We start from the raw sequence: 14,934 nt of genomic DNA, 5'->3' as shown, positions 1-14,934 counted from the left end.
CTCCGTAAGGAGTACCTGAGATGCTAGACACACCGCCCAGTCAATAATTTAGTTCATCTACCATGCTGTAGAAGGAGTAACGGAGTTCGCTGGAACTCTTGCAAAGGCAAAAGACCGAAGCCTTAATTGGTACTATGTGCCCTAGAATGCGTAAGAAAGTCCGCGTATCTCTGCGTTAATGAGAATTATAATTGGAGAGAGCCGTATTGATTATGGTTGTGAGACATTAATCTTAGTGGGTGGTGTCTTGCGATAAAATTTGTAAATGGCTGTGCGCCTGACATTCTGGAAAGACAGAAACATCAGGAGGGTCTTCAGTGCTCTCCTATTTTAATGGTACGTTATCCTAATTGGTAAGGAGCCGGTCTTGAAAATCGGTGATGTCTTAAAGCAATCAGAGTTCGAGTCTCTGGCGTACCGTCATTTAAAAGGGGAACTATTTATCCGACTTTCAATTATTTGTAAGTCGGTTTTATTTATAAGGAAATCGACAAATGCAAAACAAAAGAAAGGATGGATTAAATTATGGCAGGAGTTTTACTAAGATATGGTGATAAAGCTAATGTGAATGTTGCGGAATTTGTATGCGATAGCACATCGGAAGTTAACAGTCTCCCCACAACTACACAGCATGGGACGGGAATATTTGCAGAGTACAAACACACAGTACCCATGGGTTCAACGTGTATAGTAGGCAATCAAGATGGAGCTGTATTAGTTTATATGCTCTATGGCTTTGGTTGGAAAAACATGGGGGAGGTGTAATTATGGCATTAGATGTTATTGGATTATCATTAGCAAAATCATATACCGCTTCTTCTTTGGAAGGAGCCGGTGCTTTAAAAGGTGATCCCGGCAAGTCAGCTTACGAAATAGATGTTTCAAATGGCTTTACTGGAACCGAGGCTGAGTGGTTAGAATCTATAAAGGGTGAAAAGGGTGACGATGGACAAGATGGAATATATGTTACCTCAATGAATATTTCAGAAGATAATAAGGTTACTGCTCTTCTATCAAACGGCAATACTCTACAAGTGGGCACTTTAAATACTGTTAAGGGTGATAAAGGAGATTCCGGTGCCGTACCACGTATAGACGATGAAACTAAACGTTGGTTTATAGGTGATTATGACACCGGATATGTGGCAGTACCCAATACTGAGATAAGTTTTAATGATTTAACAGATTTTCCTATGATTCCAATTGCACTATCTCAATTAACTAATGATGAGAACTTTATTAAGAACACCGTAAATAATCTTATTAATTATTATACTAAAGCAGAAACATATACTAAGGCGGAAATATCCAACCTCGTCAGTAATATAAACAGACTGACCACTTCTATTGTGACGGAATTACCTACTGAAGATATATCTACTACAACCATTTATCTAATTTCTGCCGGAGAGTCTATCTATAATCAATTTATGTATATCGAGGGCGAATGGGTAACATTAGGTAACACTAATATGAATTTAAGTGGATATGTTACGTCATCTGAACTCAGTCTAGCTCTAGCCGAAAAATCAGATATTAATCATACACATGGTACTCTTCACTCTCATGAAAATAAAGCATTGTTAGATACCATTACTTCGGAGTTGATTCAAAAATGGAATAGCAAATTTAGTGGTAATTATAATGACTTAACTAATAAACCTATTATTCCTCATGTAACAAATGACTTAACTGACGAGCTTAGAGAGGGGTATGATGATGCTGTTAATAAAAAACATGCTCATAATAACAACCTTTCTGTTCTAGATAAATTTTCAGAAGGTGTTGACGGAAAACCTCTCTATAATAATAGCCCTATTGGGGGAGAAGGGGGAGGAAATTCTGGAGCAAATATTGATGATGAAATAACTAGCACAACTACTACTTGGAGTTCTCAAAAAATATCAGATAGAGTACAGGATGTAGAATTTATTGCAGACAATATCAGTATTGCTCAAAAATCTACAAATAAAAGAGGATATACAAACTTATTATCTTCTGAAATCGAATTACCGCTAACAAAGGCTACAGCATTAGGAACGGCTGTTAGTAGAGCTATAAATCTTGATGTAACATTACTTGATGATATCACTAATTATAATATGATCGAAATAGTTGTTTCTTTAAAAAACTCTTCAATTGACATTGAACCTACAGTAAATATGTTTAATGTAAGTTCAATAAAATATAATGATAGTGATATCATAAATGATCAAAATGGGTCATTATTGAAAGTTTCTGCGGACATTGCAACCACTAGCGCTGGCGCGTATGGACATATGAATTGCAACGCCACTATGTGGTTTAAAGATTCAAAAAAACTTTTTATCTACATCACCAACAATCCGTCTACTTCTAGTTCATATACCGGAATTACAATATTATCTATTAAAGGAATTAACTTCGATAGTGTAGTTATTGATCCTGTCGAGCATGTAAACACTACTAACGGAATTGAAGATACTCCTGTAGGTCATATAATAACACAAATGGGAGTTACTGCACCGAATCACTATTTAAATTGTGATGGAACAATATATAACATAGTTGATTATCCATATCTTTCTCAGTATATTAAAGACCAGTTTGGAACATTTAATTATTTTGGCGGAAACGGAACTACAACCTTTGCTGTTCCAGATTTAAGAGGTGAATTCTTAAGGGGTACTGGTGCTGCTACGAGGAATACTGGTACAGGGGCAAGTGTAGGTGTTCATCAAGATCCCACCAGTTTACCCGGTATGTTTCCATACGCTACATCATCTGGTTATAACTCTTTAATTATAGACTATAAAGAGGAAAAGAAAAGTAATTCATTTTTAAATGCGGATTCTAATTTAACAAATTCAGCTAGATTCTATAAAGCATTGGATTTAGGCACATTAACACAAATCGCAACTCCTTATACATATGCTTATACTACTCGTCCTACTAATACTGCCGTTCTTTATTGTATAAAATATGAACCAACATATTTTATGAGTATTCAAGGATTGATAGAAGAAACTACTTTATGGGAAGGGTCTGTAGGAACTGCCACAGTAGCTAATGTAACTAATACCATAAGTCTAATTGATTCCATTACTAATTTTGATAAGATAGGTTTGGAATTTATCGATGTAAATCCTAATAGTTCATTGGTTCGATATAATCGATATGTGGAAACTCTTAGTAACACTATAAAAAAAGCAATTGATTTACATTCACTTACTCAATACGTTTCATTTCCATTTAGCATAAATGAAATAAATTGTCTTACGGACATTAAAGCAGGTGAATCAACGTACAATAGTTTTGTATTGATTCAATCATGTAGCTATATAACTAAGGTTATAGGGATTAAATATAAAACTTTTGATTAAAAAGCAGGAGGTGTGATAAGTGAAAATACAAATAGATTCAAATAATTATATTACTGGTTGGAGTATTGTCGGAATTTCAAATGGTTCTGTTGATATGGACTATTTACCAGAGGATGAAGTGATATATTATCCTGCCTATCAGCTATTGTCAAAAGAGATAATAAAGACAATTACGGTTAATGAACCTATTCTCAAACAGAGAGAGGAGACATTTCCTATTTTTGACGGGGGCGGAATTGATACTGGTGAAACAATAACGGAAATAGTTGAATATTATGAAGATAATTTTATTGAAAAAGAAGTTGTAGAAATAGAATATTATTATCAATTGGACGAACATAAAAAACAGCAAATTTTGTATGAAATACAGAATCCTCCGACACCGCCGCCTTCTTTAAGAGAAAAGATTACATCACTAGAGACAGGTTTGGATGAAATGGCTAATATTATCATTATAATGTCAATGGAATAGGTAAGGATAAGGATGGAAAATATGATAAGTTTTCTTAATGTGATTAAGAGAAGTATTAAAACAAAAGCTTTTACAAAAGATTATTATCAGGAAGTAATAGCCAAATGGAACTTAAATGGATGGCTTACAGATGAGGAAGTTACAGAAGCTCTTGCTTATCTTGATGAAGTATTTAATGTATAGTCGTGTAAGTTTTAGAAATAAATAATTACAAACATAAGAGGGTGGTAATTACTGCCCTCTTCTATTTTGGTACAAAACTGCGCTTTCATTTGGAAAGTTAAATACGAAAATTCTACAAGCACTACTGCTTCGGTGGGCAGTGCTTTTTTATTATACAACTTAGTTGAAAGGTGGTGCGAGTAAATGGCACAAGAAAAATCAAATAGACGCGTTGCTACTACTACGCCGTCTAAAAATACAGAAATCGCAAAAATAAGGCATTCTAAAGATGAAGAACCTAATTTTTATAAGTGTCCTTCATGTGGTACAAATTACACAAAACTAGATGATAATTTTCCTTCTTCTCAAAGTGAACTATATGCTGGCTGGAACTATCACCTACCTGTTTGCAAAAAATGTTTAGATCAAATGTTTGTTCATTATACAGAGGCTTACGGAAACAATGAGGATTTAGCTGTTCGAAGAATATGTGAAAAGTATGACATTTATTACTGTACAAGTCTTTTAAACGCAAGTAGGAAAATTACAAAGAATCGTTCTCGTATTCATACTTATGTATCAAGATCTAACCTTACTCAATATATAAAAAAAACTTTTGACACCACTCTTGACGAAGAACGTACAAATACTATTTCTTCTATTGAAGAGTATGATGTAAAAAAAGCCAACGGTGAAATAAATATTACAAAAGCAACTTTAAAACGATGGGGAGTTGGAGTTTTTGAAGATGACGAATATCCTATTTTAGAAGAACATTATAAGATGCTTAAGGAAAATAATCCAAATGCAGATAATAATCAAGAGATATTTATAAGGTCATTATGTCATTTAAATCTACTTATGATAAAGGCATTAAAAAACAAAGATTTAGATGGATATACGAAAGCAAATGGTGAATACGCAAAAACTTTCAAACAGGCCGGACTTAAAACTGTAGAGGAAAAAGATAACAGTAATGATGAAACCTTTTGTATGACATTGGGATTTATATCAGATTACACTCCCGAAGAATTTTATCAAGATAAAGAATTGTATAAGGATCACGATGACATTGGCGAGTATATGGAAAGACATATTTTAAGACCACTAATTAATCTTGAGACTGGAAGCTCCACAAGAGACAAAGAGTACTTTGTTCCAGAAACAGAGGAAGACTATGAAGAAGAATGATTTGTCCACATATGCTGATAATAATCAACTTAACTTATATAGAAATTTTCCAAGTACGCATTATTTAAGTAATCCTAATAATGTTCTACACGTATTAGCGTGGGCTACCTTTTGGCGTAGAAACATGCATCGATTTGTTATGGATTATTTAAAAATAAACCTATATGAATATCAAGCAATTTCTATTTATTTAATGGGGGTTTCTAATCTTATTTGCATAATTGCCAGTCGAAACGATGCTAAATCTTTTATCGTTGCCGTCTATGCGGTTGCCAGATGTTTGTTATATAAGGGTACAAAGTTTAGGATTGGAGCTTCTACTGAGAAACAAGCTAAGTTAATTGTCTCCGAAAAAATAATAGATGAGTTATGCGATTGGTCTCCTATCTTAAAAAAAGAAATAGATTCCTATGGAGTACGTAGTAATGATATTTTTGTAAAATTTAGAAATGGATCAAAAATTACTGTTTTTGTTGCAAATGAAAACGCCAGGGGATTAAGGTCTAATGCGATTGCAAGGGAAGAATTTCGACAAATTAAGAAAAAGGTCGAGGATTCTGTAATTTCACCATTTCAGACACCACGTAAGCCAAAATATATGCTTAAAGATTATTATAAAAATAATCCGATATTAGAGGAAGAACCGGTAGATATCTATATCAGTTCTAGTTGGTACGATGATGGTAACTGGATGTGGGATATTTCTGCACAGGCATTAGACGCTATGAAAAACCACAAGGGCGGTGTGATGCTTGCTTTTGATGAAAGTATAACATTAAAACATGGCTTAAAGACTATGAAACAGATGATAAAAGAAAAGAAAAAGCAAGATCCGGCCACATGGAAAATTGAGTTTCTGAATCTAAAAGTTAGAGATTCCATTTCTTCATACTTTACTTATAAAATGTTGATCGATAGGCAAATACTTAGACAGTTGTTTTATCCACGTAATATCCTCGATTTTAAGAATGGAAGAAAAAATAAATATTCTATAACAAAACAAGACAATGAACTAAGAGTCGTCTCAAATGATATTGCTTTTGTGGCAGGAAGTCAGAACGACAATTCAGTGTATGCTTGCATTCGTGCAATTCCAGAAAGTATCACACATGAAAATGAAAATAACATTATTGAAGTAAAGCAAGGATATAGAAGAAAATATCCATATATGGAGTCAAATCAGATTGGTGACACAACATTACAGGCAATTAGAATCCGTCAATTATATGAAGATTTTGAGTCTGACTACATCGTCATTGATGTTCGGAATGGAGGCTTACAGGTTCTTTACTCATTACAAAAAGTTTTATATGACACAGAAAGAAACATCGAATATCCACCTTTAAAATGTATGAATAACGAAGAATATGCTAAGACATGTCCTGATGTAAACGCTAAAGAATGTATTTATGCAATAAACGCTACACAAAATTTAAATAGTGATATTGCTACTGCCTATAGAAGAAATTTACTGGAAGGGAAAATAGACTTTTTAGTTCCTTATAGTATCGCAAAAGAGGAAATCTTAAACGGCGACAAGGATTATTACAATGAAGTTGACGTAGATAAACAAATCGAGTATGAAAGACCGTTTTTAGAAACTCAATCTATGATTAATGAGTGTGCAGAACTACAATATGAAAAAATGCCGCAGACTGGGATTATTAAAGTATTTGAACAAGGAAAGAATCGTAAGGATAGATATACAGCATGTTCTTATGGTTCTTATTTTATTGATCAATTAGAATTAGATATGTTAGGAAGTATGTCCGATTATGAGTATACATGTCTAGTAAACTAACAACATAATAGAAAGGAGGCTCTAAATGCCGGAAGAAATAAAGCGTAAACGGGGCAGACCTCCCAAAAACAAAACCGATACGATTTCTAAATCTGAAACAAAAATTCCTGATGCTTTTGAGAAATCATATGAATTCAACTCGTACTGTTCCCCCCAATATATTTCAGATGCGATTTTTAATTGCGGAGTCTATGATTATTTTTCTAAAGAAGAAATAGATTCCGTTTTAAGAAACCCCATCGTTAATCATGACACTGCCATCAAGCTATCTGAGTTTGTATATGGCAAATCTGGTATTATCGGTAATTCTATTGACTACTGCACTTCTATTATGACTTTAGATAGGGTTATTACTTCAAAGTCAAAAACCCGCAAGGCAGAATCAAACAAAGAGTTAATGTCTTCTGTTCTAAAGACAATTAATGACAAGTCTTTTATTAGAGACGGTTTGTTTACTGATATGCTTGATGGTATAGCATTTTACTACTTTGAGACCACTAAAAAAGCATCAGACAAATCAAAATTCATGTCTGATTATGAGGTGGAAAATATTGTGGAAATTAACGAACTGGGTATTAATGCTTCTATCATCACTCTGCCGTGGGAGTACACGAAAATAGTCGGCAAAAAAAACAGTAGATATGTGTTAGCTTTTAATTTACAATATTTTAATACTTATAACGGAGAGAGTTTAAACAGGAAACTTCGTAAGTATCCTAAAGAAATTGTTGACGGATATAATGATAAGACTCGCAAGGGTAATTGGCTTGTACTAGATAATAATAAAACGATGTGTGTAAAAATTAAATGCAAAGACAATGAGGCGTGGGGTAGAAGTTTAATTATTGCCGCTTTATCCGATGTTCTTTATAAGGATTATTTTACAGATACCAAAAGAAAGACATTAGATGAAATAAGTAATAAAGTTGTATACGAAGTTTTCCCCGAGAATAAACAGGGCAATGGTTCTAGTTTAAATCAGACGCAGCAACAAAATCAGCATGACACCGTTAAAAAGGCAATTATGAATAAAAACAGTCGTGGTGGTACTACATTTATATCTCTTGCGGCTGGTACTGAGCTTGACTCTGTAGATACATCAACGGATATTTTTGATGAAAAGAACGAAGCTAACCTAAATAACGATATTGCCGTTGATTTGGGAATATCAGCATCATTAATCGGCGCTATGTCCACCGGTAACTATGCGGCCGGTAGTCAAAATCTTGAAATGATAACAAGTCAATTATATACATGGATCTGCTTATGGAAAAATGAACTTGTACATGTAATAAATAAAAATATCATCAATGACGAAAAGAACGCAGTAGATATTTACTACTTTCCTACCTCTTTTGTAAATCGAAAAGAATTTTTTGAGATGATGAGTATGTTGTACACTCAGGCAGGTGGCAGCCTAACATTTCTTATTGCTTCCTCGGGAATTGACCCAGAGATATATTTAAATGTATTGGATTCAGAAGTAGATAAGGGATATTTTGAAAAGTACTTACCACACCTTACAAGTGCAACAGTTTCAAAAGATGATAACGTTGGCGGTAGACCTACGGGAGATAATCCAGAAGAAAATAAAGGTGGAAATTCATTACCTAGTCCAAGCGACAAAAAATAATTCTAATAATTAGAGAGCGGTTAATGCTGCTCTCTTTTTATATACAAAAATAAGGAGGATTAAAAATGTTTACTAGAATCCTCGAGATTTCAAAACGTGCTATTAAAGGGGGCAGAGTCCCAATTAAAATTGCTCTTCTAAAAATACATGACGACCCGAACGAGACAAATGACAACGGTCTACATTGGGATGAAACATGTGTCTTAAATGCAAAGGATAGTGCAAAGTTAATGCCCATTTGCGTTTCTTTTGTTGATGAAACAAAGAGCACGCCGTTGGATCATGGGTACACAGGAACAATTTTAACGGATGACGGTATTCAGGAGCCAGTATTTGAAAATAGCGAGACTGTTGGCGTAATAGAAAGCACAGAAATAGAAACTGTTACAGTTGATAACTCTGAAATAAAGGTACTCGCAGGAACCGGCTATCTATATATGCAACGCTATCCAAATTTTGTGAAATGGGTACGAGAAAACTTTGCATTAGGAAAGATAGATACGTCTATAGAATTGATGGGATTACCTTCTAATAATAACCAACTTAAATATTTAGAAGAAACTCCTACGGAAGAATTTAGAACTCCTTCGGAGTTTGTTTTTTCTGGGACAGCAATCCTTTCCGTTCTTCCAGCAGATTCTAATGCAATTTTACTTGAAGTAGCACAGAAAATTAACAAGGAGGAAAAATTTAATATGGAAGAAAAAGAATTAAAGGCGTTAATCCAGAGTGCCATTTCGGAATCAAATAGTAAAAATGATGAATTGACTACAAAGATTGATGAACTTAATACGCAATTGAGTGATAAAGAAGGGGAAATCTTTGAGCTAAATGCCTCAGTCTCTCAATTACAAAAGGCGCTGGACGACTTAAAAGCGGAACACGAAACCTACTGGCAAGAACGAGATCTTCTTGAAAAAGAGCTTGTAAAAGCAAAAGTTGCAACTAAGTTAGGTGAACTAGACTCCACTATTGGAGAATTTAATGAAGCAGAGCAGGAACCAGTTAAAGAAGACATTAATACTTTAAAGGCTAATATTGAAGCTTGTGCAAAGGTAGAGGAATTCGAATCTTTTACTTCTGAAATCAATTCAATTAAGGCAAAGATTTGCACCGCAATTGTAGAGAGACAGAAAAAGGCAGAAGCGGATGCAAAGGTTGCAGAACAAAATTCTGCAAACACAGAAACAGTTGATATTTTCAGCGAAATTAACAGCGCTGAAGATGATGATAATGAAGATGTAAACATTTTTTAAGGAGGAATAAAAGTATGGTAAGATTTGAAAAATTATCAGCTACGGAGAAGAATTATCCTTTTGTGGATGCTACTCTTGCTGCCGAGTATGTAAATGGTACTTTTGGAACGGTTGTAAATGGAGTATTCACTGCTGGAGCAACTGGTTTTTATACCATTATGAATTTGGAAGACGGTGATGATGCTAAGAGTGATGATTATAAGATTAATAAAGATACTCCCGCAAGAATTGCAGATTTATCTATTGTAAGTGGACAGATTGTTAATATTACTACTGCTCAGTTACCGGCATCTTATGCAAAGGGCGACAAACTGGTTTCTGTTGCGAATGGAACTTTAGCCGTACCGGGTACTGCGCCCACTGAAAAGTATCTTGAAGTAATTGAACCTACCAGCTATGGATGCAGGGCAAAAATCGTAAAATAACAATTTTGATTGGAGGAAATATAAATGAATTATTCTTTTGAATTAAACAATGCTAGAAATGATGCTACATTTTCTAGTGGTAGAGTTACAGAAAAATCGCCGGTTGTAGAGGTTTTCTCTGCGATGGTAAATGGAGAAGAGGTTGGGAAATTTGGCAAAAAGGCTGACGCAGCAGTTAAGTTTATTAAGGATTTGGGAGCAAAAGCGGCACTGAATGATCCTGTTGCAATTTCTGAGTTGAACGAAATCAGAAAATTTGTAATGAATCCAAAGCTTTTACAGGAAATTAAACTGTTATCAGTATTTGGTTCTTATAAGCCTTTAGGTTGGAACGACACTGCTTATCTTGAAAAGATTACATACGAAAATATAAGATCTGATATTCAAGCGGAAGGTCAGGATGTTTCTACGGCGTTCTCCAGGAAGAGCAAGTCTCCTCTCGCTCCAATTACAATTTCTGGTGGTCATAAGTCTGATTATAGAGAAATTGAACTTGGTGATATGACAACTGAAAATACTCTTATGGAGGAAGTTAGAAAAGAGATTAGAAATAAAGCTACTATGTATGTTCTGGAAACTGTATTTAAAGCAGTTGAAAGTGCTACTGGGGTTAGATATTTCTATGAAAATGCAGGACTTGCTAAAGCAAGTGTTGACGCATTGTTAACTAAAATTAGAAGGTATGGAAAGCCAAATGTACATGGCGACTATGCTCTTCTGGCACAGTTCCTTCCTTGGATTGGATATGCCGGAACGCTTGGTTCTAATGCTATTACAGGCGTTTCCCAGAAACTGTTAGATGAAATTGCAGATAATGGTATTATTGGTTCTTATAACGGATCAGTTCTTGTTGAAATTCCTAATGGATACAATTTTAATAAGATTGTAACAGATGGTGAAGGCGAGAAGAATTACGATGTATTATTACCCGCTGGTCTTGGTATTGTAACTCCTGCGGCTCCTGCAAATGGAATTGCTCCGGTTCAGTCCTTTAGTATTGGTGGAATGACAAGTTTCTCTGGTAATTCCGTGTCTACTGGGGAAATTATGACCAGATTTGATTTGAAAATTGCCGTTGGCGTTGCAGCCCCTGAATGCATTGCAATTATTCATGATACAAATCTTGATCAACTGTAAAATAGTTTAATTTAGAGGGTGGATTCTTCCACTCTCTATTTCTAAAGGAAAATAGTTTAATGGAAAACAATATATTTTATTGTTATTCAGTGAGATTGCAGAATTTCTTAGCTTCCATGAAGTTCCAATATGTTTCTATAAGTATCAATCATAATACAAATAAAAAATATTGGACTTATATAAAATCAGAAAAGCTAGATTCGGCTATTCAAATGTATAACAGCATAAAGCACAGTTATAATTGAAACTTCTACATAGTTGAAAGGGAAAAGAAATGATTGAAATTAATATGGACGAAAAGGTCACGGTTAGAAATATTGCACCGTGGAGTGTTGGATTTCCTAACATGGTAGGTCGGGGAGACACCACTATTGCACCAAATGGAACAACCAGAATCAAAAGGGATGAACTTTCAGACCAAATTAGCGCTGGTAATAAATTGTTGACGGGATTGGATTCATATGGTTCTCATGCCACTATTTATATTGAAGATTCTGACACAAGAAGATATTTTGAATTTGATTCAGAAGATGGTAAACGAACTCAGTCTGTTATTTCAAAAGACAAAATACAAAAGTGGTTTGAGTTAAAAACATTGTCAGCTTTTGAAAAAAATATCAAAGAGAATGTAAAGACCAGAGCAGAAAAAGCTTATCTATTAAAATCGATTGACGATCTTAAACTGGACTCATATGAAAAAATACAATTTTGCAAAGATTACTGTAAATTTACTTTAAGAGGTAACTAAATAAGGAGGCGGACGATGGCTACAACATTTTTTGACGTAATAGAATCGTTTGAGTCCTCTTTTATGGACAAAAAAGAAATTCCAGAGTCATTAGAAAAAATGTGGCTGATTAAGGCTATTGGAAATTATGGAGTAGAAATAAGCCCACTTATCTTTGACTCTGTATTGGAAGAATTCGGTTTTGACTTAGACCAATATACAATAGATGTATTAGCCACCACAATTAAGGTTTACTATCTTGAAAGAGAATATTCAAGAGTGAATAAAATAGCGTCTATTGTCGGAAAAGATTTGAGTATTAATGGTAACAGTAATTTATCAAAGTATACAGAGGATGAACTGAAAAAGACGAAAGCGGACTTGTTAGAAATGTTTGACAATCTTAAGCCCACCGCTTATAACTGATTGGGGGTATAACATGAAATCATGGTACTTAACCACACCCTCCCCAAATATTGTTTCTGGATATGAATCAGATACTATTACTGAATATGCTCAGAGTAATTTTACTGATGTTTTGGAGACTACATTTTCTGATAAGGTAACTATATACAATAGTGATTTATCTGAATTTTCTATTATTAACTGTGTTGTGCAAGGTAATATATCTGATACAAAGGAGAAGTCAACTGAACGTACTATACTATTTCCGATAGGAACTTCTGTTGCCGGTAAATATGTTTTCTTTGAAGGTGCTTATTGGCTGTTAATTGGATATCCTGGAAATAACAAGTCTTATGAAAAGATAACCGCTTCTCTATGTAATTTTAAATTAAGGTGGCAAAACCATGACGGAGTAATTATAGAAAGATTATCGCATTCCGAAGTGTTTTCGAGGGGTTCTAGTGGTGTTTCTGAAAATGAAACAATTGCCATTGGAGATGATCAGTATAGACTAATACTGCCAATTGACGAAGAAGTAAAACTTTTAAAAAGAGATATGCGTTTCCCTATTGATTTCGATGAAGCTGAAACCCCGGATGTTTATAGGCTAACTAATCGAAAGGTTGTATCTGGCAATTATCAAGACTCAAACAAAGGTGGAACCATTATATTTACGATGTCTTATGATGCATTTAATAAGACAACAGATAAATTAATTACTCTTGATAATGGTAAAGAAGTCTGGATTTGTGATTACTTCTCTCCCTCTCCCACTCCACCGGATGAAACGACAGATTTATCCGTTTCGATAAGTGGAAACACCAATCTAAAAATTGGATACGAAAGAATGTATACCGTATCATTTAAGGATTTGGATGGAAGTGTAGTCGACGATGTTGAATTTGAGTGGAATATTACAAGTGATTTTTCCGACAAGATAAATCAAACGGCTGACGGTAATAAAATTAAATTGAAAGTTGAAGATGATTCTCTAATTGGAGAGTCTTTTTTGGTGTCTATAATCGTGTCGGGAGTTGTCATATCAGAACTGACAATAAATATTGTTGAAGGATTTTAGGGGGTGACGGAATAGGTAAGGCAAGAAGTTATGAAATAATCGAATATCGTAAGCTTATTATGGATCAAATTTGCCGTTCAAAAGAGCTAATAAAACTCTTAGGTGAAGCTGATGCAGAATATCCAGAAGATATCATTCCTTATAAATGGTGCTTTCCTCATGAATATATTCCTGAAACCATAACGGAAACAAATAAATATATTAATTTCGATATTAGCACTTCTAACGATTCGAGAAATGATGTATATAAAAATGTAACAGTATATTTCTATGTGTTGTGTCATCAGGATGTAGTTAAGTATATAGAAAATGGCAGAATTTGTCTCTGGTATGATAAGATTGTTTGTGAATTAGATAGTATTTTTTGCAATAAAAATATACTTGGCATTGGAACTACTGTTCTGGTGGACAATGTCCCATATTCTCCACAAAAAAATTTCAAAGGACGACTACTAAAGTTTGTAGTAAAAGACTTTAATGATGGTGCGAAGTATGGAAAATAATAAAAGCTTATTAAATTCTAAGGTAATTCCCATAACACCGAAGATGTCTATTAGAATCCCTTCTGTTGGCGAAATATTAGATAATGAGCAGTCTTACTATAATATAACTACTTCTCTTACTGGAACACCATTTCAGTATATGGTTCAACTAGATGACATGGGCGTTGATTATACGTCCATATCTGATTATGACTTGTTTCTAATGTTATTTCCGTCATTTGCTAAAGAAGATTTAACTTTGGTATTCGGAGATTTAGACACAACAGACTTCGCAGTATCTTATAATCCTGAAAATGATACAAATATTATTTACAGTCGTAAAAACGATATAATTATAGATGAATATGTTTATTCGATTTTGGTTGATGCAATAAGGAAAGTAAATCTTACGGAACGTGTTAAAACCAAGCCGGGAAATGAAGAAGCAAAGAAATACTTGCTTGAAAAAGAGCGAAAAAAACAAAAGAGGAATGCAAATAATAAGCATGGTTCTTATTTGGAAAAATTGATAATCGCGTTAGTTAATAGGCCAGAATTTAAATATAACTATGAAGAAACTATGGATTTATCTATCTATAAGTTTAATCATAGTTTTAAACAGATACAATCTAGTATTACTTTTGATAATACGATGATTGGGGTTTATTCTGGAACGGTTGATACGTCCAAGTTAAAAGATAAATCATGCTTGTCATGGATTCCATCAATTAAATAAGTAATAAAGGTTACTCAAGACGCGAAATTATTCGTGTCTTTTTTAGTTTATAAAATTAAGGAGGCAA

The 14,934-nt window shown here is 34.0% G+C and carries 15 protein-coding genes and 1 tRNA gene; all 16 read left to right on the top strand.

Going from position 1 to position 14,934, the window contains the following annotated elements:
• Positions 1-335: 335 nt before the first annotated feature.
• The 16 genes from V6984_RS08840 (at position 336) to V6984_RS08765 (ending at position 14,867) form a co-directional block, all read left to right on the top strand.
• Positions 336-420: transfer RNA gene (locus V6984_RS08840), tRNA-Ser, on the top strand.
• Positions 421-525: 105 nt separating this feature from the next.
• Complete coding sequence (locus V6984_RS08835) at positions 526-765, top strand: hypothetical protein (RefSeq protein ID WP_342759419.1); 240 nt, start codon at positions 526-528, stop codon at positions 763-765.
• A 2-nt stretch (positions 766-767) separates the two neighbouring features.
• Positions 768-3,362 (top strand): phage tail protein, encoded by a 2,595-nt coding sequence (locus V6984_RS08830; RefSeq protein WP_342759418.1) that lies wholly within the window; start codon positions 768-770, stop codon positions 3,360-3,362.
• Between the two features lie 19 nt (positions 3,363-3,381).
• The gene (locus tag V6984_RS08825) at positions 3,382-3,834 is read left to right on the top strand and encodes a hypothetical protein (RefSeq protein ID WP_342759417.1); all 453 of its coding nucleotides are present in this window, start codon (positions 3,382-3,384) and stop codon (positions 3,832-3,834) included.
• Between the two features lie 12 nt (positions 3,835-3,846).
• On the top strand, positions 3,847-4,017 hold the full coding sequence (locus V6984_RS08820) for a hypothetical protein (RefSeq protein ID WP_342759416.1): 171 nt from the start codon (positions 3,847-3,849) through the stop codon (positions 4,015-4,017).
• A gap of 183 nt (positions 4,018-4,200) precedes the next feature.
• Complete coding sequence (locus V6984_RS08815) at positions 4,201-5,187, top strand: hypothetical protein (RefSeq protein ID WP_342759415.1); 987 nt, start codon at positions 4,201-4,203, stop codon at positions 5,185-5,187.
• The gene (locus V6984_RS08810) at positions 5,174-6,988 is read left to right on the top strand and encodes a hypothetical protein (RefSeq protein WP_342759414.1); all 1,815 of its coding nucleotides are present in this window, start codon (positions 5,174-5,176) and stop codon (positions 6,986-6,988) included. The genes V6984_RS08815 and V6984_RS08810 overlap by 14 nt, the downstream gene beginning before the upstream one ends.
• 25 nt (positions 6,989-7,013) lie before the next feature.
• The gene (locus tag V6984_RS08805; RefSeq protein ID WP_342759413.1) at positions 7,014-8,621 is read left to right on the top strand and encodes a hypothetical protein; all 1,608 of its coding nucleotides are present in this window, start codon (positions 7,014-7,016) and stop codon (positions 8,619-8,621) included.
• A 65-nt stretch (positions 8,622-8,686) separates the two neighbouring features.
• Positions 8,687-9,877, top strand: coding sequence for a hypothetical protein (locus V6984_RS08800; protein WP_342759412.1), 1,191 nt, complete (start codon positions 8,687-8,689; stop codon positions 9,875-9,877).
• A 14-nt stretch (positions 9,878-9,891) separates the two neighbouring features.
• Positions 9,892-10,302: a hypothetical protein gene (locus V6984_RS08795; RefSeq protein WP_342759411.1), complete on the top strand. Its 411-nt coding sequence runs from the start codon at positions 9,892-9,894 to the stop codon at positions 10,300-10,302.
• A 24-nt stretch (positions 10,303-10,326) separates the two neighbouring features.
• Positions 10,327-11,439: a hypothetical protein gene (locus V6984_RS08790; RefSeq protein ID WP_342759410.1), complete on the top strand. Its 1,113-nt coding sequence runs from the start codon at positions 10,327-10,329 to the stop codon at positions 11,437-11,439.
• 274 nt (positions 11,440-11,713) lie between these two features.
• Positions 11,714-12,187: a hypothetical protein gene (locus V6984_RS08785; protein WP_342759409.1), complete on the top strand. Its 474-nt coding sequence runs from the start codon at positions 11,714-11,716 to the stop codon at positions 12,185-12,187.
• A gap of 15 nt (positions 12,188-12,202) precedes the next feature.
• Entirely contained in the window at positions 12,203-12,592 is a 390-nt protein-coding gene (locus V6984_RS08780; RefSeq protein WP_342759408.1) for a hypothetical protein, read from the top strand.
• A gap of 13 nt (positions 12,593-12,605) precedes the next feature.
• A complete protein-coding gene (locus V6984_RS08775) occupies positions 12,606-13,649 on the top strand; it encodes a hypothetical protein (RefSeq protein ID WP_342759407.1) in 1,044 nt (347 codons plus the stop codon).
• Positions 13,650-13,708: 59 nt separating this feature from the next.
• Positions 13,709-14,152, top strand: a complete 444-nt coding sequence (locus V6984_RS08770) for a hypothetical protein (protein ID WP_342759406.1) — start codon at positions 13,709-13,711, stop codon at positions 14,150-14,152.
• Positions 14,142-14,867: a hypothetical protein gene (locus V6984_RS08765; RefSeq protein WP_342759404.1), complete on the top strand. Its 726-nt coding sequence runs from the start codon at positions 14,142-14,144 to the stop codon at positions 14,865-14,867. Before V6984_RS08770 ends, V6984_RS08765 begins: the two co-directional genes overlap by 11 nt.
• Positions 14,868-14,934: the final 67 nt, after the last annotated feature.

The organism is Kineothrix sp. IPX-CK, assembly GCF_039134705.1.
Taxonomy (GTDB): domain Bacteria; phylum Bacillota; class Clostridia; order Lachnospirales; family Lachnospiraceae; genus Kineothrix; species Kineothrix sedimenti.
Note: the sequence above shows the minus strand (reverse complement) of the source record. Positions and strands in the feature narration are given on the sequence as shown.

Coding starts and splice junctions, on each gene's coding strand:
- V6984_RS08835 (WP_342759419.1), top strand. CDS start 526: ATGGCAGGAGTTTTACTAAGATATGGTGATAAAGCTAATGTGAATGTT.
- V6984_RS08830 (WP_342759418.1), top strand. CDS start 768: ATGGCATTAGATGTTATTGGATTATCATTAGCAAAATCATATACCGCT.
- V6984_RS08820 (WP_342759416.1), top strand. CDS start 3,847: ATGGAAAATATGATAAGTTTTCTTAATGTGATTAAGAGAAGTATTAAA.
- V6984_RS08815 (WP_342759415.1), top strand. CDS start 4,201: ATGGCACAAGAAAAATCAAATAGACGCGTTGCTACTACTACGCCGTCT.
- V6984_RS08810 (WP_342759414.1), top strand. CDS start 5,174: ATGAAGAAGAATGATTTGTCCACATATGCTGATAATAATCAACTTAAC.
- V6984_RS08805 (WP_342759413.1), top strand. CDS start 7,014: ATGCCGGAAGAAATAAAGCGTAAACGGGGCAGACCTCCCAAAAACAAA.
- V6984_RS08800 (WP_342759412.1), top strand. CDS start 8,687: ATGTTTACTAGAATCCTCGAGATTTCAAAACGTGCTATTAAAGGGGGC.
- V6984_RS08795 (WP_342759411.1), top strand. CDS start 9,892: ATGGTAAGATTTGAAAAATTATCAGCTACGGAGAAGAATTATCCTTTT.
- V6984_RS08790 (WP_342759410.1), top strand. CDS start 10,327: ATGAATTATTCTTTTGAATTAAACAATGCTAGAAATGATGCTACATTT.
- V6984_RS08785 (WP_342759409.1), top strand. CDS start 11,714: ATGATTGAAATTAATATGGACGAAAAGGTCACGGTTAGAAATATTGCA.
- V6984_RS08780 (WP_342759408.1), top strand. CDS start 12,203: ATGGCTACAACATTTTTTGACGTAATAGAATCGTTTGAGTCCTCTTTT.
- V6984_RS08775 (WP_342759407.1), top strand. CDS start 12,606: ATGAAATCATGGTACTTAACCACACCCTCCCCAAATATTGTTTCTGGA.
- V6984_RS08770 (WP_342759406.1), top strand. CDS start 13,709: ATGGATCAAATTTGCCGTTCAAAAGAGCTAATAAAACTCTTAGGTGAA.
- V6984_RS08765 (WP_342759404.1), top strand. CDS start 14,142: ATGGAAAATAATAAAAGCTTATTAAATTCTAAGGTAATTCCCATAACA.